We start from the raw sequence: 24,456 nt of genomic DNA, 5'->3' as shown, positions 1-24,456 counted from the left end.
ACATTTCAATTACTGCTTACAAGGAAACCTGATTATGACTCAGCAAAAAGTTGCGATTTTGGGTGGAGGGGTGGCTGCCATGACTGCAGCTGTTTATCTAACTGAAAAAGACAATTGGCAAGATAATTATGATATTACGGTATATCAATTAGGATGGCGTTTAGGGGGAAAAGGCGCAAGTGGTAGAAACGCTGATATAGCAGAACGCATTGAAGAACATGGATTACATGTTTGGTTTGGTGCTTATGTAAACTCATTTAAGACCATTGAAACGGTTTACAATAAGCTAAATCGGCCCCCTGAAGTTCCATTAAGCTCTTGGCAAGACGCATTTAAGCCGCATAGTTTTGTCGTGTTACAAGAGTACATAGAGAATGAATGGCAAACTTGGCCTGTGGACTTCCCCGTCATAGATGGCAATCCGGCTGACGGTACCTTAGACCTACACTTTTGGCAATTAGTTGAAATGTTAGTCGCTTGGCTACGTAAGTTTATTGACACTATCGAATTTGAAGTAAAGCAGGCAAATAAGCAAACAAAACTGCAAACAACCAAGCGTCGAGATAGAGGACTCTTACAGCATTTAGCATCACAAATACGTGATGCGTATGATGATGTCGAAGAGGAAGTTGAAGAGTTTTTTGAAAGTGCTCATGATGAATTAAAAGAGATTTGGTCAACCCCTGCAATTTTAGGCCAACAGCTACAGCGATTATTGACATTACGTGCAAATGATAAAGAGTTAGGTGAACCAAAAGACAGGTTAGTTGTGTGGTACTTGGTACGGAAGCTGAAGCGTTGGCTCAATAGTGAAGCAGTTGAAATGTTGGATGACAATGAAAATATTAGACGTGCTTACATTTGTGCAGATCTAGGTATTGCTATGGTAACTGGACTGATTAAAGATAAGGTATTTTCAAAGGGCTTTGGCTCAATAAATCATTTAGATTTTAAACAGTGGCTTAAACAAAATGGTGCGAATGAAAAGTACAGTGTTGAGTCGGCACCTGTTAGAGGGTTTTATGATTTGGTATTTGGCTATGTTGATGGTGATTTTGATAATGGGAATGTAGAAGCTGGCGTAGCATCTTTGGCGATGTTGCGTATCATATTATGCTATCACGGTGGGGTAATGTGGAAAATGCAAGCGGGCATGGGAGATGTCATTTTCTCCCCTATATATGAACTGTTAAAACAGCGAGGGGTGAAGTTTGAATTTTTCAATCAGGTCGCAGCATTGGTACCAGAAACTGACCCAAATGGCAGCCAGTATATTGATGAAATACAAGTAAGTCAGCAAGTCGAGCTGGTCAATGGGCGTTATGAACCATTGGTCGATGTAAAGGGACTACCTTGCTGGCCTTCACAGCCACAATTACATCAAGTAGTACCAGAACAGGCAGCATTAATACGCGAGCATAATATTAACTTGGAATCATTCTGGACCAATTGGCCGCAAATATATGAAGCTGAATTTGGCCACCCAATTCCGACAAAAACCCTGAAACGTGGTATTGACTTTGATCAAGTGGTGTTTGGTATATCTGTAGGGTCGTTAGTGCATTTATGTCCAGAGTTACTGCAACGGGATAGAAAATTAGCTGCTCAAGCTCAGCACGTTAAAACGGTTGCAACGCAGGCCTTTCAAGTTTGGATGAATAAAACGGATGAGCAATTAGGCTTTAATTATACTCCACCAAGTGAAGAACGACCTATTTTGAGTGCCTTTTCACAACCGTTTGATACATGGGCTGCAATGTCGAACTTATTGACGAAAGAAGATTGGCCTGAACCTGGCCCGGTAAATATTGCGTATTTTTGTAGTGCATTTAGCTGTGATACTTATCCACCATCAACGGATCATGAGTTTGATGCGATACAAAAAACACGAGTGAAGCAAAATGCATTAAATAAACTGAAAGAAGAAATGCAGCCTTTATGGCCTAATGCATATATTAATGATGAATTTGATTGGTCTGTATTGTACTCACAAGGCCAGCAGTTAGATGAAGCGAGGTTTGATAGCCAATACTGGCGTGTTAATGTTGACCCTTCAGAGCGGTATGTATTGTCTGTAAGTGGAAGTAGTGAGTATCGACTTGCGACGGATGATACCCTGTTTAAGAATTTGTTTATTACTGGAGATTGGATAAAAACAGGGGTAAATGCAGGTTGTGTTGAGGCTGCTGTCATGGCAGGGATGTTGACAGCAAGAGCGATATCAGGTTATCCAGAGACGATCTCTGGTGAGTTTGGTTTTGAGCCAGATGGTACCTAAATTAGCAATGTTATTGCACAGTTTAGTGTCGCTACACATAGAAAGTTTGTGATTAAGTTAGCCTGTACTTTTATGTTTTTTGAGGAAAGTTAACATGAAAGTACAGGTTTGTACGTTTAACGCACTGCTAACTATATATCAGTAAATTATTATGCTCTGTACCTGTTGATATTTTTGGGATGGTATCACATTTGAACTATACTCATGACCAGCAACCTAATGATTTGCAATATAAGAGTATGGAAATGACTAAATCTCTCGCCTTCAATTTTATCTTTTCTTCAGTCATCGTTGGGATTTATAGCCCAGAAAGTCTTGGCAGTGATGACCGAATAGAAACCATCGAAATTTATGCACAAAAAAGGGCACAAACTATTGATGAAGTTAGTATTGCAGTGTCTCATGTTACAGGTCAAGAAATCACAATACGAGGCGTTAAAGATGCGACTGAATTAGGTCACTTTGTCGCGAACATGAAGATTAGTCAAAATGCAGCAGAAGGAACGCCTCCGGCTGTTAATATACGAGGTGTTGGTTTAATTGATTATAATACGGCCAACACGTCCCCTGTCGCGATGTATATTGATGGCGCATCGGTCGGTTCTGCAAACAACCAGTTAGTCGATCTCTTTGATATTGAGCAAATTGAAGTGCTTAAAGGGCCACAAGGAACGCTATTTGGGCGTAATAGTACTGGAGGCGCAATATTAATTCGCTCGGCTAGGCCAGATGCTGGTAGTTATGGATATATAACTGGCGGCGTAGGAACAGATGATTGGCAAAAGCTGCAAGGTATGTATAACCATGCAGTGGATGAAGAATCAGCAATACGCTTGGCATTTAGCCATACAAAGTACGAGTATACGAGTTATAACTTATTTGAACCATCACCAGAGGCTGGCTTAGAGCAAAACAATGCACGTTTAAGTTATTTAGGGGAGTGGGACTCAGTCAGCGTTTACCTGAAGGCACATTATAGTCATTGGAATGGCATAGTGCAGCCAGTGGGGAGTATTGGTATTTATAGTGATCCAGTGAATCAGGTAAAGTGCTCGGCAAGTTTAGCGAGTCAAGGAAAGTGTGTTGATAGTTTTGGCTTTAATGATGGCAGTGATGACTTTTGGGCGGTAAGCGTTAATAATGATTCTCCTCACAATAGCATCGGTAAAGGGTGGACAGCGGAAGTTGACTGGCAAGTTACAGATACAGCTCAATTAGTATGGGTCAACGCATTTAGTCGACTAGATAGAGAACATGCATTTAATTGCGATGGCTCGCCGGCGAAGCTGTGTGAAGGGAATATGGGTTTAAAGGCTGAGTTGCTAAACAATGAGTTGAGGTATCAAGTACAACTTGATGAAGACTACTTAACCACAGGCTTATTTTTGTTAGAAGAGCGCCTATATCAGGATAACAATAATGATTTAGGAAGAGATTTACGCGGCACTCCCTTTGGTGCTAATTCTGCAAAGTTTTATTATGACAATGATATTAAGTCTAAAGTAACGGCATTGTTTGCACAATACGAGTGGCAATGGTTACCCTCAACTAGGGTCACGGCGGGGTTACGTTACAGTGATGAATCAGTCGAGTACGACTCGGTGTCAAACATTAACGTGGTAGTTGATCAAACAATGACGGAAGGTGTGTTGTTACCATTTTATCATGTTGTTGGTAAAAATGATGATGATGGATTTTCGGGTAAAGTTGCCATTAATTATCAATTAGCTGCCAACAAAATGCTCTATTACAGTTTTGCTAATGGAAACAAAAGTGGGGGGTACAACGGCGGGTATTTATCAAGTCCTGAGCAGGCAAAAGAAGCTGACTATGGCCCAGAGTCATTAAACGCGCATGAGCTAGGTGCTAAAGTCACGTTGCCTGACGTTAACCTTAAACTCAATGGCGCCATTTTTTATTATGATTATCAAGATCAACAAGTTTTTATGAATCAGCCCGCTACTGCACCAGGCGCACCGCCTATTCAGTTACTTGAAAATGTCGCTGCGTCTACTATTTATGGCGCAGAACTAGACCTGGAGTATGATATTAGTAATACCATGGTGATCAAAGTTGGCGTAGGGTACATCCCACACGCAGAGTTTGAAAACTATACAGATCCCCTTGGTGTTACATTGTCAGACAAACGCCTTCCGTTTACGTCGGAAATAAATATCAATGCACAACTAAGTTATGAATATACGATTGGTCATAGTGTATTGACTAGCTCATTAGGTGTTGATTATCAATCAGAGTATTATTTTGACCAAAATCAGAGCGAGTATGCTATGCAGTCAGGTTACGCTCTTTGGCATTTTAACACCTTATATCGATATGAAGATTGGCAAGCTAACTTATGGGCGAAAAACCTCTTTGATCAGGAATACAGCCATTTGAAGTTCGACTTGAGCCAATTTTTAGGCATGTTAGAGGATTTTAAGGGAGAAGGTCGCCGAATTGGGGTGGATTTTACTTATCGATTTTAACGACCTAAGTTGATTTTTAATGAAACTATCATATTTAAAGAAGCGTCTGAGGCCGCTTGTTTATCTTGTTGAGTGAATCAAGGCATAGTATGCACGTATTGATCAAATTGTTTGTGGTACTGAGTTTTATATTATCCTTGCCAAGTTTTGGTGAGTCCTTTTCTTATGACAAACAAAAACAAGATGTAAACTTACATGATCATGCTATGTTATTGTCTTCAAAAGATAATACACGTTTTCCGGATTCATTCGACTCGATTGCAAATTGGTCAAGTGAACTTGAGGCCTTACCATCAACAACTTTGTTTTCAGGGCGTTACTGGTTACTCGTAAAGCTGACGAACAACACAGAGCAAGAAGAGTTAGTGCTTTATCCTTATAATACGGTGGTGTCGAGTATTGAAACTCGTATTTATAATAAAAATGGTGAAGTACAACGTTATTATACTGGCGGGAAAAACCCAAATGAGTTTGCTTTCCATTATGGAAATACCATCCGTTTAAAGCCTGGTGAAACTTACTACCTAGTTACCATGTTTGAAAGTGATTTTTTTTATACCCCGACCAAGTTGGTAATTAAACCTGTCGCTGAGTTTAAACAATTGGTTGTGCAAGAAAACTTAATCATGATCTTGTGCTTTGGTGTTGGCATTGTATTGGGGCTCTATAATTTACTTATTTATATTGGCTCTAAGGACGCCACGCACTTGTATTATGCAATTTTTACGGGTGTCTGGGTATTTGCTTGGAGTCACTTCTTTCACATATCTGATCAGTTATTTGGTTTTTATTCTGCCCACTTACACTGGCTTGGTTTTGCGTTAGCACCTATTGCAAATGTATTGTTTTATAATAATTTACTAAAACTCAAGGAAACTCACCCTAACTTATCGACACTGTCCATTTGGGTTGGCGTTATTTCTGCCATTGGATTGCCATTTTGTATTTTATTTCCGGGTTTTGGCTTCTTATGGGCAACGGTGATGACAGGTACTGCTTTATGTTTAGGCATGTACGCTGGTATTCGATGTGTGTTAGATGGCTTCATTCCAGCACGGTACTTTGTGCTTGCATATATTGCCATGATGGTGCCAAACATGATTGGTAATTTGGGTGTTTTGCCGCCATCAACGTTGAATTTGTATTTGTTAGGTCTTACAGGAATAGCATTAGATGCTATGTTGCTGGCATTTGCAGTGGCAGATAAGTTTAGGTTAACCAGTGAAGAGAACATTGAGTTAAATAAAAATTTAGAGTCAAAAGTCTTAAAGCGTACTTATGAGTTAGAACAACTGGCATCTGAATTACGTGACGCCAGTGAAGCAAAAAGTCGATTTTTGGCAAATATGAGTCATGAGATCCGTACACCCATGACATCCATAATTGGTTATGCTGATGGGATCATGTTAGGCGATATAAAGCCTCATGAGCGAAACCATGCTATTAGTGTTATTTTACAAAACTCGCGACATGTATTGGGCTTAATTAATGACATTCTCGATATGTCGAAGATAGAAGCGAATCGTTTAGAAATTGAATTGATAGAAGCGAACTTATTCCACTCTATAGCACATGTTGAGTCTTTATTAGGTAAGCAAATACGCGATAAAGGGCTAGAGTTTGAGCTTAACTACCACTTTCCTCTTCCGGATTTTGTAGTTATTGACCCGACTAGGTTGAGACAAATATTACTTAATCTGACATCGAATGCGTTAAAGTTCACCACGGTTGGAAAAATTTCAATAGACGTAAGGTGTGAAAACGAGCGGTTACTTATTTGCGTTAAAGACACCGGTATTGGCATGGCGAAAGATGAGCAAAAAGAGCTATTTAGTGCATTTTACCAAGCTGATTCATCAACATCACGTAAATATGGTGGCACAGGGTTAGGGCTCAATATTTCAAAGAGCTTAGCACGCAAACTGGATGGTGACATTGATGTAGAAAGTGAAGTAGGGTCTGGTACTGCATTTACATTGCGATTGGGCTTATTTACGACTGAAAAAACGCAGTGGGTTGATAGCTTTGAACAAGTTAATCAAAGTCGAATTGATATTGAGCAACCATTTCACACGCAAGATGAATTAAATGGAGATGTGTTACTTGCTGAAGATCACGGTGATAATAGTCGGCTTATTAAGCGTATTTTAGAGCGAATGGGTTTAAATGTTACCACTGTTGAAAATGGTCAATTAGCGGTACAAGCAGTTTTAGATGGGGAGTTTGATTTGATTTTAATGGATATTCAAATGCCCGTAATGGATGGAGAGCAAGCACTTAACTTTATTCAAGCAACAGGATGTAGTACGCCAGTGATAGCTCTGACAGCGAATACCATGCGTCATGAAATTGAGCGCTACATGAAACTTGGTTTTACAGATCATTTGTCGAAGCCAATTGATAGAGCTCAATTTAATCAAAAAGTGAGTCATTATTTGAATATTGCTGTGGACGATGAACTTGATTTACCTGATGAAGAGTTTGAAGCATTAAAACAACAGTATATAGCGGGTTTGTACGAGCAAAAAGTGCAATTACAAAATCAACTCAAATATCAAGATATCGATGGCTTATCAAAGTCGATACATGCCATTAAAGGGACCGCGGGCATGTTTGATTGTGAAGAAATTCATATCCTTTCTTCAGATATAGACATTAAGCTAAAAACAGCAGACATGGACGAGATTGAAAGTAAAGTCAGAGAGCTCATTAAAGCGATGGAAGTGGCAATATCACAAGCAGAATGTGATAAAGCAGGCTAAATTATCACGTAGGTTTATTAATATATTAGGGGCTGTTGATCTTTGCTGTTCTATTTTTATTCTCTTTGAGCATGCTTTTATCGCGGCGCTTAATATGTGGCCTAGTAATCTAAGCGAATATTAAGTAACAAAGAGAAAGGGGTGCTCAAAAGAACTGGTAGGCAGGCTTTGATATATCTAGGCTTTCCTACAATTAACTAACTGTCTTATGATTTAGATTAGCGGAGCTTAGTTTGAATTTACAAATAACAAGGGTATATGCTTGCGTGACTGTCGACGTACAAGAGAAGTTGATTTAACGCTGTTATGCGTCGACAGTGAGGTATTATTACAGTGTAATGTACTGAGTTAATTTAATTGGTTCACCATCAACATCTAGTACCGCAGAGATTTCAATTCTACCATGTGTTAAATGACCGATGTCTATCATACTTGGCTGCCATGTTTTGTGTTCATAGGGAGCAAGTGACACATCTTGTTGCCAGAGTTCTTGACTTCTTTTAGGTTGGTCGAACGCCGAAAACTGTACGGTAATTTTCCCCGATGTTTTACCTGAGTATGGGCCGGACAGCTGCAGCGAAAGTTGCTCATCTTTTTCAACTACATCTAGGTATACGCCGTCAAATGCGCTTGCTTGTAGATCTAGCTGACCTTTTAATAGAGAATCCTCCCAACGTAACTCATACGGCAGGTGTTTGGCGTTATTAAACTTGGTTGGTATGTCAAGTTTCATATGGCTTATACCAGAAGCGGCAGTTGCTACGTGTTGCTGCTGCACGCTGACCGTGATGTTGCTTTGTGTTGGGTTGTTAATAGCTAAGTAAGGTTGACCCTGTTCATAATAGGTACTGACTTTAACACCACTGAGTGTCATTAAAGCTTCGTTTGGCAATTGTCTTTTCCAATCAGCCAATAATTTGCGCACTGCAGATGTCACCAAAGTATGTTGAGCTGTATCGGGTAGCTTACTCAGTAGCGGCGTTAACTGAGAGTGGCAATTGATAAGTATGTTGGCAAATTGTTGGCAGGTATTAAATGCTCTCAAAACCAGCGCTGGCTGGTCGTATAACCACGGATCTGGGTTGTTTTGACCTAACTGTGCAACGGTATGTGTGTGTTGCGATATATAAGGAGTTATTTGATGATTCATACCTTGGCCAAGCAAATCAAAACGATATGGGTCAAGCTCAATTGAACTATCAAAATTCACAGTTTGCCGATGCTGTTGTGTCGCAACAGTGACGTGTATTTTGTTGTGAGCAGGAATAATAGACAGTCCTAGCGCTTGTTCTTTCTGAATTGCTTCGACAATACTAGGCTGTAACGCTAAAACTTGAGAACCTTTATTTATAGACGTCAAATCAAGTTTAACAAAAGCACCTTGTGAAATGAGCAAAGGCACTGAAGGCGTATCCACTTGTGCATTCTTACTGACGAGTCCAAGACCTATTTCTCCTCGATTGAGCTGAGATGGCTCAAAATCAATGTGCGCTGCAATGGTATTTTTCTGTGATATGTCAACGAGTGGGCTGGTGAGTGGCTTTGGAAAATCTAACACAGGGTGCTGCGCCTGTGCATTTGGGTTAATTTGTAATTGGTGTAGCTGAGTGCTCTCGTCACTGCGTAACCAGTAAGCACCGCCATTTTGCTCCCACGGGCCACTGACAATTTTAAAGGTAGGGCTGATATTTTCGACAAAAGCTTGAAATTGATGCTCTACAGCTTGCCAATTAGGAAAGGTGGCTTTGAGTAATTTATTAGCCGTTGGTAACGTTTGGTCTGAGTGGGGGTTTTCAGCCATTAAGTTAGCAAGAAACCGCTTGAAATAGAGTTGACGAACCGGATCATTCATTAAAAAGTGTACAATGAAGAAGTTAAGTCCACGCTTTAGAGCTGGATCATCATTAATTTGTTCAATGGTTGGTGAGTTTGCTGCTTTATACTGTTTCAAGCCGGTTTTGATATAATTCATTGGTGCACGGTCAAAAACCATGACGGTTAATTCTTTTGATAGTGGGTCATAGACATGACTGGCAATTGAGTCAGCGAGTCCTTCAGTGATCCAATTTGGTGCCCAAGTGGAATGACCGTTAAGTGCCATATGAAATGCATGCATTGTTTCATGAATGACGATGTAACGTTGATGGTGTTGGCGGTGGCTTGGAAAGTTATAACCTGCGCGGTTATAAAACATGGTTTCACCTCCCGCGGTTTTATGGACGCCGCGTAAGAACCCATCGTCTAACATAGCTTCACGTAATCTAGCGCGTGAGCTACCGTATACCACCGCAATGCGTTGGTTGGCGATATTCGCTGGCTCCATACCAAAAAGTTCAACATAATGCGGGTACGACATCTCAAGCAACTCAAGGTATAAGCGTACTTTATCTTCGGGTAAGTCACTTTTTAACGCGAAATGCTTACTCACCCACCAGTCGTAACCTCGACTATTGCTGATTTTATTGTCGCTGTAAGTACGTGGAATACTTTTTCCCATAAAGGCGATATCAATATGATTCAACTTACTGGTTCTACCTGCGACAGTCACATCTGCGCGCATCGTTTGAGAAGCGACTTGAGTGACTGAGGCAGTGACAGTATCTGGTGTTTTAATTGCATCTGTGTGTGTGCATGCTGTAAGGAGGAGTGTACTGAGTAGAGATAGTTTACGCAGCATAGTGAGGCCTTTTAATTTATGTATATTGTATGCAATTTAAAGTATCATGGCTTTTTCACTAATACAAATTTTAACGTTAGAAGCCGAACTGGGGTAAAATTTTCATTCAAGAAGTTGGAAGGAAGCAAGCTTAAAGCCATAGTGGTACTATGGCTTAATTGTGGTATTTCTAGCGTTGAAACTCATAAACACTACCTAAACTCAATATTTGAGTGAGTTCATCTAGTGCTGTGTAAGTTTCAGTGAGTAGCTGAGGATCAGCCAAATCGCTATCGGTGAGTTGATCTCGATAGTGTTTCTCTACCCACGCATTAAGCAATACAAACTTCTCATCACTCATTAACGTGTCTTGATTCACTTTGCCAAGTTCGTTTTGAGTTAGCGCAACCCGTAATCGTAAGCAAGCTGGGCCACCGCCATTTTGCATACTTTGACGCAAATCGAAAAACTTCACGGTGTTAATAGGGTTATTTGCACTTAGCATGAACTCAATATAGTTGGCGACTTTGCTGTTTTTAATACATTCTTCAGGGGCGACAAGCATCATACTGCCATCAGCAAGGCTGACAAGTTGACTATTAAACAGGTAACTTGTCACGGCATCTTGTACACCAACAGCATGTGTAGGCACCTCAACAATATGTAATTTTTCACCAACATACGCTTGTCTGATGCGTGTGAGCGCGTCTGCTTGATTCAAAAATGCTTGTTCGTGGCAAAATAAAACATTGGCATTACCCACTGCAATAACATCATTATGAAAAACGCCTTGATCGATAACATCTGGATTTTGTTGTATAAAAATACGCTGTTCTTGGGGAATTTGATGTAATCGCGCAACTGCTTCACTGGCTTCAAGCGTTTGCCTAGCAGGGTATTTAGTCGGCCCAGTAATTTGGGTATTTAAGCTGCTGGCACCATACACAAATACTTCTAACCCTTTGCTACCATGGTCATCACATAAGCGCGTGTGATTTGCCGCACCTTCATCACCAAAAAAAGGTTGGTCAGGTAAATGTGTGTGGTGAACAAACGTATTTTCATCGTTGAACATCGCTTTGAGTAAGTTGCTAGTCGTGACAGGCTCTAAAGAGCGATGGAACTTATTATTTAAATTAGCACTGGTAAAGTGTACCTTTTTATCGGCAGTATCTTGTGAAGGTGATACGGTTGCGGCATTTGCTGTCCACATCGCAGAAGCTGAGTAACAAGTTCGTAAAAGCACGGGAGATTCTTTCGCGGCTTTGTTAATAACTTGTGAGTCGGTGCCGTTAAATCCCAAGCGTCGTAATGCATTTATGTCGGGTCGAGCATGAGGCGCAAAAATCCCCTGTTTTAAGCCCATATCGTGCATGGCTTTCATTTTTACTAAGCCCTGTAATGCCGCTTGTTTTGGGTTAGAAATTGCTTCCGCATTGTTTAGTGATGCGACATTTCCATAAGATAGTCCGGCATAGTTATGTGTTGGTCCGACTAAACCATCAAAATTAACTTCAAAGCTTTGGGTTTGCTCACTCATGTTAAATCCTTGTTTATATTATCGTTGATTATTATGCCTATATAGCGGCTGATTTAATATCGAATTTAACGGTAAAGGGTCAAATTATTAGGGGGAAAGTATGCGATTAATACGGAAAAAGCACTTTAATAAAGTGCTTTGCCGAGCTAAAAACTAGCCTTCACAAAAGCGTGGAGACAATGATTCTTCGTAGCAGGCCCGATCCATCGATGGGCCACAGCCTCCCCACCAACTTTTTGGACGACCGCCAGCAACTTTTGGTGTTGCATCCTCACCTAATGCAGCTTTGTTATGAATGAGTGTTTTTATTTGTTTTTTATGTAGAGTTAATTTCATGATAATTCCTTCATTTTATTGCCCAAGATCCCTTGGGTACCTTAAAACTAGAACTTTCTTGCAAAAAGTTCAAAATTTAATCTATTACAAAATGTTTCAGGACAATAAAAAAACTTGTACATATGAAAATTCGAATATATGATATTTCGTATATTAAGGTTTGATGATGAGTGAATAATGGATCCAGTGACATTTTTTAAATGCCTAAGTGATGAAACCAGATTAAAAGCCTTGTTATTAATTCAGCATGAAAAAGAACTATGTGTGTGTGAATTAATGGTGGCATTAGGTGAAAGCCAACCTAAAGTGTCGAGGCACCTTGCTCAGTTACGTAAAGCTAAATTACTGCTAGATAGAAAACATAAGCAGTGGGTTTATTACAGAATCAATGATGCGCTGCCGAACTGGGCGCTAGATACATTAGTACAAACACATGGCGAGAATAAAAGCTATTTTTCAACATCGTTAACGAAACTAAATGAAATGGGCTCAAGGCCTGAGCGCGTTGCATCGTGCTGTAATATTGAGTTAAAAGGGGAATAAAATGTCAGTGAAAGTAGGTATTAATGGATTTGGGCGTATGGGGCGTTTGACCATGCGCGCATTGTATAATAGTGACAATATTGAAATTGTCCAGATCAATGACCCAGCTGGGGACGCGGCAACATTGGCCCATTTGATGAACTTTGATTCAGTACACGGTCGCTGGGAACATGAAGCGTTAGCAGCGCAAAATGATATGATGATTGGTAAACATCGTATTCATGTCACGCATAATACTTTGCTAGAAGATACCGATTGGTCGGGTTGTGACCTGGTTTTAGAAGCATCAGGTAAAATAAAAACAAAAGAAAAACTCACAGGTTATCTCACCCAAGGAGTTAAACATGTTGTGGTAACTGCCCCGGTAAAAGAAGAGGGGGTATTGAATATTGTCATGGGCGTGAATCATGACCAATATGACAAGTCACAATTCCCAATCGTCACGGCTGCATCATGTACAACGAATTGTTTAGCACCCGTTGTCAAAGTATTACAAGATAAAATTGGCATTGTACACGGATCAATGACGACGATTCATGATATTACCAACACTCAAACGATTCTAGATGCACCGCATAAAGACCTACGACGCGCGCGTGCATGTGGAGCAAGCCTTATTCCAACCACAACAGGTTCTGCAACAGCCATTACGCATATATTTCCGGAGTTAAAGGGCAAATTAAATGGCCATGCGATACGTGTTCCACTGGCAAATGCGTCAATCACAGACTGTGTCTTTGAGGTCAGTCGGGCGACGACAAAAGAAGAAATTAATGCTTGGATGGAAGATGCAGCTAATGGCGCGATGCAGGGTATATTAGGATATGAAACTCGGCCTTTGGTCTCTGTAGATTATAAAACTGATCCACGCAGCAGTATTGTTGATGCTCTATCAACCATGGTGATCAATGACACTCAAGTTAAAATGTATTTGTGGTATGACAATGAGTGGGGTTATGCAAACCGCACGGCTGACTTAGTGCGTTATGTTATTGCAGAGAATGGATAAGTATTAGCATGGCACTTTCTTCACTACCACAAGATATAAAGCAATATTTAATAATTACAGGAAATTATTGGGCATTTACTTTAACTGACGGTGCATTACGAATGCTGGTGGTGCTTTATTTTCATCAGCTGGGATATAGCCCGATAAGCATTGCAATGCTATTTTTGTTTTATGAAGTATTTGGGGTGGTGACGAACCTACTTGGTGGTTGGCTTGGCGCTCGACTTGGTTTGAACAAAACCATGAATGTGGGGCTAGGGTTACAAGTGGTTGCTATTGTTATGCTTGCGATAGAACCGCAGTGGCTGTCTGTGGCCTATGTCATGTGCGCACAAGCCTTATCAGGGATTGCCAAAGATCTTAATAAAATGAGTGCAAAAAGTGCCATTAAACTGCTGGTGCCTAAAGACGCAGATAGTATTTTGTATAAATGGGTTGCATTATTAACCGGCTCTAAGAATGCACTCAAAGGGGTTGGCTTCTTTTTGGGCGCCATGTTGTTGAGCTTATTGGGGTTTGCTGGTGCGCTATGGTCTATGGCGGGTATGTTAGGCGTTACTTGGTTTATGAGTATATGCTTGCTAAAGCAAGACTTAGGCAAGAAAAAGCACAAACCGAAGTTTTCTGAAATTTTTTCTAAAAGTCGTTCTATAAATCTGCTTTCAGCGGCAAGGTTGTGTTTGTTTGCCTCTCGGGACGTGTGGTTTGTTGTTGCTTTACCGGTGTATTTGTCTAGCCAATTTGGTTGGGAGCATACTTGGGTAGGGGGCTTTATGGCAACTTGGGTGATTTTATATGGCATCGTACAAGCGAACGCGCCAAAATTGACCGGCAAGCCAAACACGATCCATGACAGTATACAGACTGCAGTTGCATGGGTGGTGCCACTGACGGTGATCCCATTATGCATTGTTGTAGGGCTCAATTTAGATATTACACCTTTGTGGGTGATTGTGGTGGGGTTACTGGTTTTTGGGGCGGTGTTTGCTATTAACTCCTCCTTACACAGCTACTTGATTGTAAAACTGGCAGACAGCGATGGTGTGTCACTGGATGTTGGGTTTTATTATATGGCCAATGCGATGGGCCGGTTGTTCGGCACGGTATTTTCTGGTCTGATTTACCAATTCTATGGTTTGAGTGCCTGTTTGATTGTGTCTGCGGTGCTGCTGGGCTGCACGGTTATCATCACGAAAAAGCTGCAAAAAGTGAATTAAACATTATTGTCTAGCAATGATATTAATCAATGTTTTGATTACCGCGTTAACGTTATGGCTGCGCCATCGCGTTAACGCGTTTGTGATGTTAGTGAGCTAATTTGAAACTTTCAGTGACTTTTTTGAGATCGTTACTGAGCCTATCTAGCTCATAGCTGGCAGAAGAAACTTGGTCTGCGCCGGCTGCATTATCAACAGCAGCTTGTTTAATAGACTCAACGTTGTGTTTAATTTCATCCGTGGTCATGGTCTGTTGGTGTGCGGCTGTAGCTATCATTTCAGCACTTTGCGCTATTTGATTGATTTGCTGCACGCTGTCTTCTAAAAGGGAAGCGCTGTCATTGGCGGCAGAAATTGTCAGCTTGGTGGCTTCAATCGAGAGATGCATTTCTTCAACCGCTTGGTGGGTACCCGATTGTAAACTATTGATCATACCTTCGATGTCGGCAGTCGACTCTTGTGTTTTACGTGCCAGTTGCCTGACTTCGTCGGCGACAACCGCAAAACCTCGACCATGCTCACCAGCACGGGCGGCTTCTATTGCAGCGTTCAATGCGAGTAAGTTCGTTTGTTCGGTCACTGTTTGAATCACTTCTAATACGCGACTAATATTTTGTGCATTGCCTTCTACCCGTTTAATGACTTGCTCTGCGTTATCGATGGCGGTGCTAAGCTGGGTCATTTGTGCAACAGTTGCTTGCAGGTTGTCGTTTGCTGAAGAAGAGGTTTTTTCCGCGCTATGACTTAAATCTGCCACAATACGGGCGTTAGTAGCCACTTCCTCGATTGATTGGTTGGTTTGATCCATGGCGAACGCCACTTGTTCAATATTGGCATGTTGCTCTTGTAAACTTGCATTTGACTGACTGCTGGCAGCGCTGGTTTGGGCGGCTGTACTCGCTAACTGTGAGGTAGACTCGACAATAGTGCCAATCATTTGATTTAATGATTTGTTCATACGTGACATCGCTCCATACACACCTTGCTGTGCTGTTGTGTCAGTAAAGGTTTGACGCAAATCACCTTCTGAAATACGCTCACTAATGGCTTGCATTGTGCTTGGCTCGCCACCTAGTGGGCGTATGATTGATTTTGAAATAACCAGCGTAATGATGACGACGCCACACACCGTGAGTAGCGCAATGAAGCCAATTATCCAATACATTTTATAAACGGGTGCAAATGCTTCAGCTTCATCAATTTCAGCAAGCAAAACCCAATTTAAATTAGCAAAGGTAAAAGGTAAGTAGGCGGATAAAACCGGGTTACCGTTGTAATCAATAATAATTTCAGTATCAGACACGCCGCGTAATCCCTTATTAACAGCAAGGGTGTTAACACCGTTATTTTCTACTGTTCCGGCAAAGCTTGCGATAACTGAATGACCTGTTGGGTCTAAATAGGAATCTGAACGCATCAGTAAGTCATCACCCACAAGATAAGACTCACCCGTTTCTCCCATACCATCACGCGTTTGCATAATGCGGTTAATGGCATCAATTGAAAGCTGTAGTGCAATAATGGCTGTTATTTTGCCATCAATAATAACTGGTAAGCCAATGAATGCGGCTGGATCATTGTTACTTGGGGCATATCGAGAGAAGTCTTGCAGAATAAATTTGCGTTTGGCTAACACATTATTATACAGCACAGCTAACCCTGAATTACGGTATGGCCCTGAAATTAAACTTGTTTGATAATCAGCTTCTTTTGCAACGGTGTAGTCAACGAATCCATTTGGGCTAATAACGAATAAATCGTAATAGCCTTTTTGCTCTATAAATGTTTGAAAAAATGCGTGATGCTCTTGCGCGACGTGTGCTAATGATTGTGCCTTAGTTTGCGCATGTGCAGTTTGCCACTCAGAGACTAAGATTTCTAAATCCGCTTTTCGGGCATCAAAGTAGTCTGTTAACTGAGTATGTTTTATCTGCTTAATAGAAGTGAGCTGGTTGTAAGCTTGCTGCTCTAACGTGGTACTGGCAGTAAAGAGAGAGAACAATGCGATCACCCCGGCTGGTACTAAACCAATTAACATAAAAGACAACAACAATCGGGTTTTGATTAACATATTTACTCCACACATAATTAACAGCGGCGCAAATGTACATGATACTTCGACAAATGAGAATAATTATCACAGTATAATTGTAAAGAAGTGTCAATGAAAAAGGATTAATTAATACTAAATAACTAATCCAAATGAGTGTTATTTGTTCCTTAAATGGCTTTGTTTGGTGCAAATTTGTTGATATTTCTGAGATAATTTATTGTTTTGTGATGGGAAAGGATGAAATGTTAATTTTGTGTTTGTAATGGGTACTTGCTGGATAGGCAGAGGTCATCGGGGAATGCGTATAAATTACGATAAGGTGTGAGTGAGAAATGAGCAGTTAAAAAGAGATGCGGTTTAGTTTGCAAAATAGGAACTTTTGCGACTATATAATAACTCCGATGATATTGATGCGTTATATGTGGCAGAGAAGGTATATGTTAGGTAATGTATCTGTAACAGCGTAAACATCGTAATTGCCCAGACATGTGTATGACCAATTACGATGATGAATATGAACTATGGTAGTAGAGCTAAACGAGTGTTGCTGCGGCCGTGGATAGCTGATCCACTAACGCTTGGTTTGTTATTTTGTTTTCAGTCATGTCAAAGTTGTCATAAAAGCTCGGTACTGATATTGACGCTTTAACATCAAGCGCAAAGTAAGGCGCGGATCCGGTTGCTGCTGCTAGTACACTTTTTGCGCCACCAGGACCGGGTGACGTCGCCAGTAATATAGCGGCTTTATTTTGATACACTTTCATATCAATACGTGAAGTCCAGTCAAAAATGTTTTTGTACGCTGCAGTATAAGAGCCATTATGTTCTGCAAATGAAATGATCACGGCATCCGCTTCACCTATCTTTGTGAAAAACTGTTGTGCTTGTTCAGGAATGCCTGACTCGTTTTCTCGGTCTGAACTGTAAATTGGCATTTCAAAGTCATTCAAGTCTAAAATTTCTACTTCAGCCGCTTTGACCAATGATCCGGTATACGCAGCTAATTGCTTGTTGATTGATTGACGGCTACTACTTGCTGCAAATGCTAATACTTTCATGGTGCTCTCCAAATAATTTTATGTGTAATGAGTATGAGCGCTTTGCAATTCGCTTTAAAAGTAAGATTTAAAGTTGCACCCTTGACTCGATGGAAATAAGTCTATATTAAGTCATAATAGATGTTAATACTTTAAAAATGGACATACTATTTCCATATGAATAACAATAAATTGTTTGACGGCATTCTTATTTTTGTCCAGGTGGTAAAAAGTGGTGGCTTTGGCGCCGCTGCACAAACACTGGGCCATTCCAGCTCTCATGTAAGTAAAGAGGTGATTAAGCTTGAATCGCGTTTAGGTGTGCGATTGTTAAACCGAACCACACGTTCAGTTGCACTTACACCGGAAGGTGAGGCATATTTTCAACAATGTGAGCAGCTGGTAATAGATGCGCAATCGGCACTGAGTTTAGTTACTCAAAATGATGAAATACCCCGTGGTGCATTAAAAATAAGTTGTCCAATTGGTTTTAGCCATGACCATTTAAAACCCGTTATTGCTAAATACATGCAGCAATATCCGAATGTGATCTTGGAGTGGGATGTGAGCGACAAGCGCATTGACGTCATTGGCGATGGTTTCGATTTAGCAGTAAGAGCCGCGCCCACATTAGATGAGTCGAGTTTGATATGTAAACGCATTTATTCATGCCCTACCTATATTGTTGCGTCGAAAAGTTACATCTCAAAGTATGGCAAGCCCTACCACCCCAGAGAGCTGGTAAATCATAATGCCATTTGCTATTCAAATTTGAAGATGCCAGGAAGATGGGAGTTTGAAAAACAGGGGGAAAAACCATTTTCGGTTGATGTGAAGCAGAGAATAAAATGCAACAACGGTCATATGGAATTAGCAATGGTAAAAGCAGGGCTAGGTATTTGCCGTTTGCCAGAGTTTTTTATGGGGGATGTATTAACGAACGACGATATTGAACTATTGTTCACCGATTATACTCATCCGACGGTTAATGTGTATGTGATTTACCCTAGCCGTAAACATCTTTCGCCCAAAGTACGCAGATTTATTGATATGTTAAGTGAAGAATTGAATGCATAAGGTTTTGTTAATTTTATGTAGATGTCAGGAGGTGTTAAGTGTTTTTAAGTAATATGAATAATTTTATATTAATTTTTTAAGCTTTTATTTTAATTGTTTTTTTTATTTTGCGATGCTGTTTTAAGCCGTTTCAATATTCTTTATTATTTGGTGTTTGTTAATTAAATACATGTTTAGGTGATAGGGTTGTCTTAGTATTAACTTTCAAAGTTAAAACAAAGAATAAAAATAATGTGGTATCTATATTTTCTTTTTGTTTGTACTTTAGGGGCGTGTATGTATAATTTGCCGAAATTTATACATACTACTATTTAGGCTCGTAAAAAATGAAAAAGATAAGTGTCTTATTAATTACGCTGTGGTCAGGCTTTTTAGCCGCTGCTGACGTATCCCCTTCACAATTGACGTCAGTGGAAATTGTTGATGATCGCGTGATTTTTTCATTACACACAGCAAAGTCTCATCCCATAGCTAGTTGTGCGGCGAACAGTGCAAGCACCAAAGAGTCGTGGACATTTTCTCTTGGTGCACCCAGTGGTCGTGCTATGTATAGCTTGTTAATGACCGCGGTGGCAAAACAGCAAAAGGTACAGGTAACGACTGCCAACACGTGCTTGCAGCAAATAGAAGTAGCGTCAGGTGTTCGATTGGCAGTGACGCAAGCCCCAGTAAGCAGTGGTGGTAGCGACAGTGGTAAAGTGTATTTATATAAAGGCGATGGTATAACCAAAGTGGGTACTGTGATTGACAGCAATGCAGCTGGCCGTACCGTGGGTGAGTCTGGGGGAATGCCAAATACAGGAGTCATTAGATATGTACCTATAGAAGACCCAACTTTAGTTCGCGATTATGCTTTGACACACTTTGGTGAGTCAGTCGTTGTATTTACAGATTCACAATGCCAAAATGAAGCCTACTATAGTATTCACGATGCGCAAAAGCAAAATGCTTATTACACTGGAGTGAATAGCTTTATGATAGCGAACTCAAATATAAATGGGTTTTTCCAAGCAAACCTGAATTTGAAAATGTCGGATTTTGGTATTACTAAAAAAGGGTATAATATTCAAAATGGGAGTTGTACTTTACTGTGGAGCCATGTGACTAATGCGACGAGTTTTTATAAACTAGAACCTGCTATTCACCCTGTATGTGGTGCGTCATTGTGCCAAATTAAATAAATGAAATGGAGGCTTATTTGAAACTGTTATTAAGCAGCTCGACGCAAATAGTATGGCTCAAGTAAGCTTCCAAGCTGTATTTTTATTAGACACATTAATGAACAAAATGCTTTTTAGCATACCTCGAGTTCAGATAATAAGTGCACCACGTATGGTTAAGTGGTTTTTCTTATAGAGGTAAGACTTGCGTGAGTAGAGTGGGTATTGCATGCAGTGCACGCATTAAAAGTATCAACGTCAACAGTAAGGTATGTTTTTTGAGTTGATTATTTTAAAAACATTCTTAATTAGCAAAGTGCACAGGCAGTGAACAAAGTAAAAAATAAAGGAGTATTGACATTAAATACTGCGCATTTAAAACCCAGCATTGAAATTGGGCATTGAAATTGTGCTTAGTTCAAGGGGTTATACCAAAGAATTTTAGGTGGTCAGAAAAAACAATAAATAATGCTAATCACTATGGGGCATTATTATTCGTGGGTGAAACGAGTAACGCGTCCGGTGTACGATTCGTCAAAGGGTGAAGTAATATTTTAAGGTGAATATATTTTAAGCTAAATTTTTTTAAATTAAATAATATTTTAAAGTGAATAGTCCTCAATAGATAGCCGTTATGGTTCTTATTCCGTTATGTAATTCTGCCATGCAAAAATCGCGATTAATGACTTTTAATCGCGATACCATTTAATCTTTCATATCCTTTTGTATTTAAACAATCTCTCGCAGGAATAAAGGTAACAGGTGTTTGTTCTGACAGCGCACCTAATAAAAGCGCGTATAGTTTTTCTCCTTTAAGAACGCTGATGTCGACCGCCCAAATGTGCTTTTTATCGTCATCAGCACAGGTAGAAGAGCCAGTCACTTTTTCTGGGTATGCTTGTATAAGTGCTAAGTTATTATGTAATTCAATACTTTTAATGGTTGATGCAGCGCTCACGTGTAAGCTAATTGTTGAGAATAAAAAAGAGGCGCATAATAAGCGAGTATATTTCATTAAGTGTAATTTCTTAGATTAATTTTTAGAGTCAATATTATACGGAATATATAGGTTGTGTCGAGTTATTTCAGTAGGTACAATGTGTGGTTTTAATTGTTATGGTAAATTAAATTTTCACTTGGTGAGTGGAATGGTTACTGTACGTTACCGCATGTTTTTATTGTTGAATTATATATTAGGAAATATCATGAAAAAGCTGTTTTTATTATTATTAAGTATAACTTCTTTATTACCGATGACTGCGTATGCATCTGTTGTAGAATGTGCTAATGCTTATATAGATACAATTGCGATTGAAGCTGACCGCCCGGACAAGGCCTCTTTAAGCAAAACATTGCTAATCAGCTTTAAAGATGCAAATGGTAACTTACTTACGTGTGGTATGGGGACTGGTCGGTATGCTTATTTAGAAGCGACCAAGCATCCTGAAGTATTTAATGCGATGATGTCAATTGCATTCATGGCAAAAGCAAACAATTTACCAGTGCGTTATTTTATACTCTCAGACCGTCAAAAATTTTCGGCTAGAGAATTGTCTGTTATTCAACTGCAAAGCTCGATTTCTGGATTTTATGAACTCAAATGATTTTCGCTAGTATAGCCAATAATAAGTAAACATATAATGATAAAAAAATACCTGTTTGTGGGAGCCGCCTTAATGGCTGCTTTTATATCTATAAAATGTGTGGCTAATGATTTATATTTACCCGTTTTAATTGACTATGTTAATGATGATGCTCCACCAATGCACAGTGGTTATGTAGATGTACCTTCAGAAAGCTCAGATGGTAACTATGAGGTCAAGTGGCATGTTGATGGTTACCACAATAATTACATATTAGAAGAAAGTACAGATTCAGGTGCTAGCTGGTCTATTATATATCAAGGGGACAGTACATATTCTACTCAGTCTAAATTGACTTCGGGCACCTATTTTTATCGAGTTAAATCTTGTGAAGCACAAGGTTGCACTAATTTTGTATATTCTCGTCCTATTTTAGTGAATGCATTAGCCCAAGGCCCTAGTAACGTTGTAGCGATTCAACAAGGCAATAATATTAATGTCAGCTGGTCAGAAACCTCTTTTACTAATGCGAAACCGATTAGTGAAACGATGGTGCAACGCTTTCTTAGAGTACTAATGGGACAATCTGCAAACCGTGTTCAGTATGAGGTATATGAAAGTAAAAATGGACAAGAGTATCAGTTTTTACAATCAACCCAGCAAACATCGGTTATGTTAACGGCAGATAGTTCAGCAACTTTCCGCTACATGGTTCGTTTATGTTATTTGGATTTAACAAAATGTTCACGTTATTCACCGCCATCGAATGGTGTGGGGGGGTTAGAGGCGCCTAAGTCTGTAACTGCAACGTCAGATGCAATAGGTATAACCGTTAATTGGTCACCTGTCGATTCAGGTAATATTGATGTACGGTATGTTGTCGAGCGCTCATTAAACAGCGGTAGTTGGGTGGTTGTGTCTCAAACGGGAACTTCTGAGTATGTTGAAATTGCCCCCGTGTATGGCGTACATACATATAGAGTAAAATCTTGCGATGCAACAACTTGCTATGAAGTATCTCATGTAACTCGACCTATAAAAATCGTGGAAAACAATCAATGTACTCAAGCTATGGGTCGTTTATCTGTCTATAGTGATGGGTCTAATTACTACTTAAAACGATTTACTACCGAATGGCAAAGTAAGTTCATTCCAGGTGTCGCATTAATCCCCTATGACTCGCGCCAGTTGATTAAACAGCAGCAGTGGAAAATAACACCGTCAAATACGCAAGCGAGTGGTTACCAGATAAATGCTCTATCAGCTGCTGTATTTAATGGTATTGCAATGACTAAGGTAGATAAGCCGTTAGAATGTAGTGTTAATTTAGTGACAAACGAAACACTGTTATCACTTCATGATGGAACAGCAAAAATTACTTGGGCAGTCAAAACCTCAGTAGCAAATACATATGCGGATAACTTTTTTGAAACATATGCTTCCGATGGTCAAATAACACTTAGTTTCGATAAGCAAGCAGCTAGGTTATTGTGGGCTGCTCCGAAATCTAAAGTATCTACTTATGAACTTGAATATGCAATTTGTAACAGTGCATGTTTAAGTTCTGGTGTAATAGATTGGAAAAAGCTTTCAGATCTGCCAAATACACAAGCATCAATGATTGTAAGGAATAAAGGCCTTCCGCAAAACATGTATGTTTTTAGAATTCGTGGGTGCTTAAATTCACAAACATGTTATGGCTGGAGTAATACTGTAAGGGCTTCAGTAGATGAGTCGAGCCTTGGTGTTGAACTTGACATTTTTTATATCGAAGGGGCTGAAGATTATTATTTAAAAGTACCAATTAGTAACTCTAGCGAATTTCATTATATTAAAGTGACTTATGATGGGCTGATATACCTTACTAAGAACCAATTTATTGCTTTAAGGTTGCTTATGAAGAATGATTTGAGGGCATATTATGGTAATTTCAGTTCTGATGACATTGAAGATGTGGTTATTCGCGATAATTATGATTTAACTGCATTTCAACTTACACGTAAGGGAAGTGACTTTTTAATGGAGTTTATGAATTTAAGTGAAAAGTCGGGAGTTATTTCTTGGAATACATATCCAAATGTTAAGTATTACAAGTTAGAGTATGCACAATGTAAAGGTGATTGTGTGAGTTTAGGCTCAGAACTTTGGAATAGTGAAAAAATCACAAAGAATATAAACTCTTCTAGGGTGGATTATACGATGCCAGAAGATATGAACAAAAAATATTTGTATAGGGTAACTGGATGCTACACAGATGAGAAGTGCCGAGGGTGGAGTAATTATATTAAGGTGGGTAATAGTAAAAAGGAAGTTATATTTATTCATACAGACTTACTTGGAAGCCCTGTTGCTGAAACTCAACTTTAGCTAGTTGTTATTAATAGAAGAATGGAATTTTGAAGGTTTCATTCCTCTCCTCTTTAAGTTAATTAATAAATGTTAAGTTTTTCAGGCATAAAAATGGAAATGATTGATTTATAGCTATTAGCTTTTACGATCTTAGAAAGTTAGGGTGTATTGAAATAAATTATCATTGCCAGAGTTATTTTGTTTGATATGCTGGAAATATCCATATATGTCATTTTAAGTTTAAAAAATAATGCTGTTATTTTTATTTATACTGATTTATTAGGGGTGGTGGTTAAGACGCAGGGAGGGGTGTTTTGAGTGTGTATATTAATATATTAAGAAAAGAATATTTTTTATTAAGCGATCTATG

16 protein-coding genes are annotated in these 24,456 nt (G+C 39.6%); 10 read left to right on the top strand and 6 right to left on the bottom strand.

The features are described 5' to 3' along the window. Positions 1–34 precede the first annotated feature (34 nt). From PAUR_RS11225 to PAUR_RS11215, 3 genes are all read left to right on the top strand, one after another. Positions 35–2,278 (top strand): NAD(P)-binding protein, encoded by a 2,244-nt coding sequence (locus PAUR_RS11225; protein WP_192507843.1) that lies wholly within the window; start codon positions 35–37, stop codon positions 2,276–2,278. Positions 2,279–2,523: 245 nt separating this feature from the next. Further along, on the top strand, positions 2,524–4,764 hold the full coding sequence (locus PAUR_RS11220; RefSeq protein WP_225738339.1) for a TonB-dependent receptor: 2,241 nt from the start codon (positions 2,524–2,526) through the stop codon (positions 4,762–4,764). 89 nt (positions 4,765–4,853) lie between these two features. After that, positions 4,854–7,526: an ATP-binding protein gene (locus tag PAUR_RS11215; RefSeq protein ID WP_192507841.1), complete on the top strand. Its 2,673-nt coding sequence runs from the start codon at positions 4,854–4,856 to the stop codon at positions 7,524–7,526. A 328-nt stretch (positions 7,527–7,854) separates the two neighbouring features. Here the strand turns inward: PAUR_RS11215 and PAUR_RS11210 are convergent, their stop codons facing one another. The 3 genes from PAUR_RS11210 to PAUR_RS11200 form a co-directional block, all read right to left on the bottom strand. Next, a complete protein-coding gene (locus tag PAUR_RS11210; RefSeq protein ID WP_192507840.1) occupies positions 7,855–10,203 on the bottom strand; it encodes a hypothetical protein in 2,349 nt (782 codons plus the stop codon). Positions 10,204–10,372: 169 nt separating this feature from the next. Beyond that, positions 10,373–11,722, bottom strand: coding sequence for an N-succinylarginine dihydrolase (astB, locus tag PAUR_RS11205; RefSeq protein ID WP_192507839.1), 1,350 nt, complete (start codon positions 11,720–11,722; stop codon positions 10,373–10,375). A gap of 153 nt (positions 11,723–11,875) precedes the next feature. Beyond that, positions 11,876–12,058, bottom strand: coding sequence for a hypothetical protein (locus tag PAUR_RS11200; protein ID WP_192507838.1), 183 nt, complete (start codon positions 12,056–12,058; stop codon positions 11,876–11,878). A 177-nt stretch (positions 12,059–12,235) separates the two neighbouring features. Between PAUR_RS11200 and PAUR_RS11195 the strand changes: the two genes are divergently transcribed. The 3 genes from PAUR_RS11195 to arsJ are packed head-to-tail and all read left to right on the top strand — an operon-like array spanning position 12,236 to position 14,827. Beyond that, the gene (locus PAUR_RS11195; RefSeq protein ID WP_192507837.1) at positions 12,236–12,601 is read left to right on the top strand and encodes a metalloregulator ArsR/SmtB family transcription factor; all 366 of its coding nucleotides are present in this window, start codon (positions 12,236–12,238) and stop codon (positions 12,599–12,601) included. Between the two features lies 1 nt (position 12,602). Further along, positions 12,603–13,610, top strand: a complete 1,008-nt coding sequence (locus PAUR_RS11190) for an ArsJ-associated glyceraldehyde-3-phosphate dehydrogenase (RefSeq protein ID WP_192507836.1) — start codon at positions 12,603–12,605, stop codon at positions 13,608–13,610. 8 nt (positions 13,611–13,618) lie between these two features. Next, positions 13,619–14,827, top strand: coding sequence for an organoarsenical effux MFS transporter ArsJ (arsJ, locus tag PAUR_RS11185; RefSeq protein ID WP_192507835.1), 1,209 nt, complete (start codon positions 13,619–13,621; stop codon positions 14,825–14,827). An 88-nt stretch (positions 14,828–14,915) separates the two neighbouring features. Here the strand turns inward: arsJ and PAUR_RS11180 are convergent, their stop codons facing one another. Continuing rightward, positions 14,916–16,898 carry a methyl-accepting chemotaxis protein gene (locus PAUR_RS11180; RefSeq protein ID WP_192507834.1) on the bottom strand — a complete coding sequence of 661 codons (1,983 nt, stop codon included), beginning with the start codon at positions 16,896–16,898 and terminating at the stop codon, positions 14,916–14,918. 515 nt (positions 16,899–17,413) lie between these two features. Then, positions 17,414–17,938 (bottom strand): NADPH-dependent FMN reductase, encoded by a 525-nt coding sequence (locus PAUR_RS11175; protein ID WP_192507833.1) that lies wholly within the window; start codon positions 17,936–17,938, stop codon positions 17,414–17,416. 156 nt (positions 17,939–18,094) lie between these two features. Between PAUR_RS11175 and PAUR_RS11170 the strand changes: the two genes are divergently transcribed. Together PAUR_RS11170 and PAUR_RS11165 are read left to right on the top strand one after the other, a co-directional pair. After that, positions 18,095–18,994, top strand: coding sequence for a LysR family transcriptional regulator (locus tag PAUR_RS11170; protein WP_192507832.1), 900 nt, complete (start codon positions 18,095–18,097; stop codon positions 18,992–18,994). 326 nt (positions 18,995–19,320) lie between these two features. Beyond that, entirely contained in the window at positions 19,321–20,175 is an 855-nt protein-coding gene (locus PAUR_RS11165) for a hypothetical protein (RefSeq protein ID WP_192507831.1), read from the top strand. Positions 20,176–20,833: 658 nt separating this feature from the next. On the opposite strand, the gene PAUR_RS11160 is transcribed toward PAUR_RS11165, so the two are convergent. Then, positions 20,834–21,169: a hypothetical protein gene (locus PAUR_RS11160; protein ID WP_192507830.1), complete on the bottom strand. Its 336-nt coding sequence runs from the start codon at positions 21,167–21,169 to the stop codon at positions 20,834–20,836. Positions 21,170–21,359: 190 nt separating this feature from the next. Here PAUR_RS11160 and PAUR_RS11155 point away from each other — a divergent pair, with 190 nt between their 5' ends. Then, positions 21,360–21,758, top strand: a complete 399-nt coding sequence (locus tag PAUR_RS11155; protein WP_192507829.1) for a hypothetical protein — start codon at positions 21,360–21,362, stop codon at positions 21,756–21,758. A gap of 72 nt (positions 21,759–21,830) precedes the next feature. Then, positions 21,831–24,104: a fibronectin type III domain-containing protein gene (locus PAUR_RS11150; protein WP_192507828.1), complete on the top strand. Its 2,274-nt coding sequence runs from the start codon at positions 21,831–21,833 to the stop codon at positions 24,102–24,104. The last annotated feature ends 352 nt before the right edge of the window (positions 24,105–24,456 follow it).

The sequence above is a fragment of the Pseudoalteromonas aurantia 208 genome (genome assembly GCF_014858725.1).
In the GTDB taxonomy this organism is placed as follows: Bacteria; Pseudomonadota; Gammaproteobacteria; order Enterobacterales; family Alteromonadaceae; genus Pseudoalteromonas; species Pseudoalteromonas aurantia.
The sequence above is the reverse complement of the archived record's forward strand: the minus strand, read 5'-3'. Positions and strand labels throughout refer to the sequence as shown.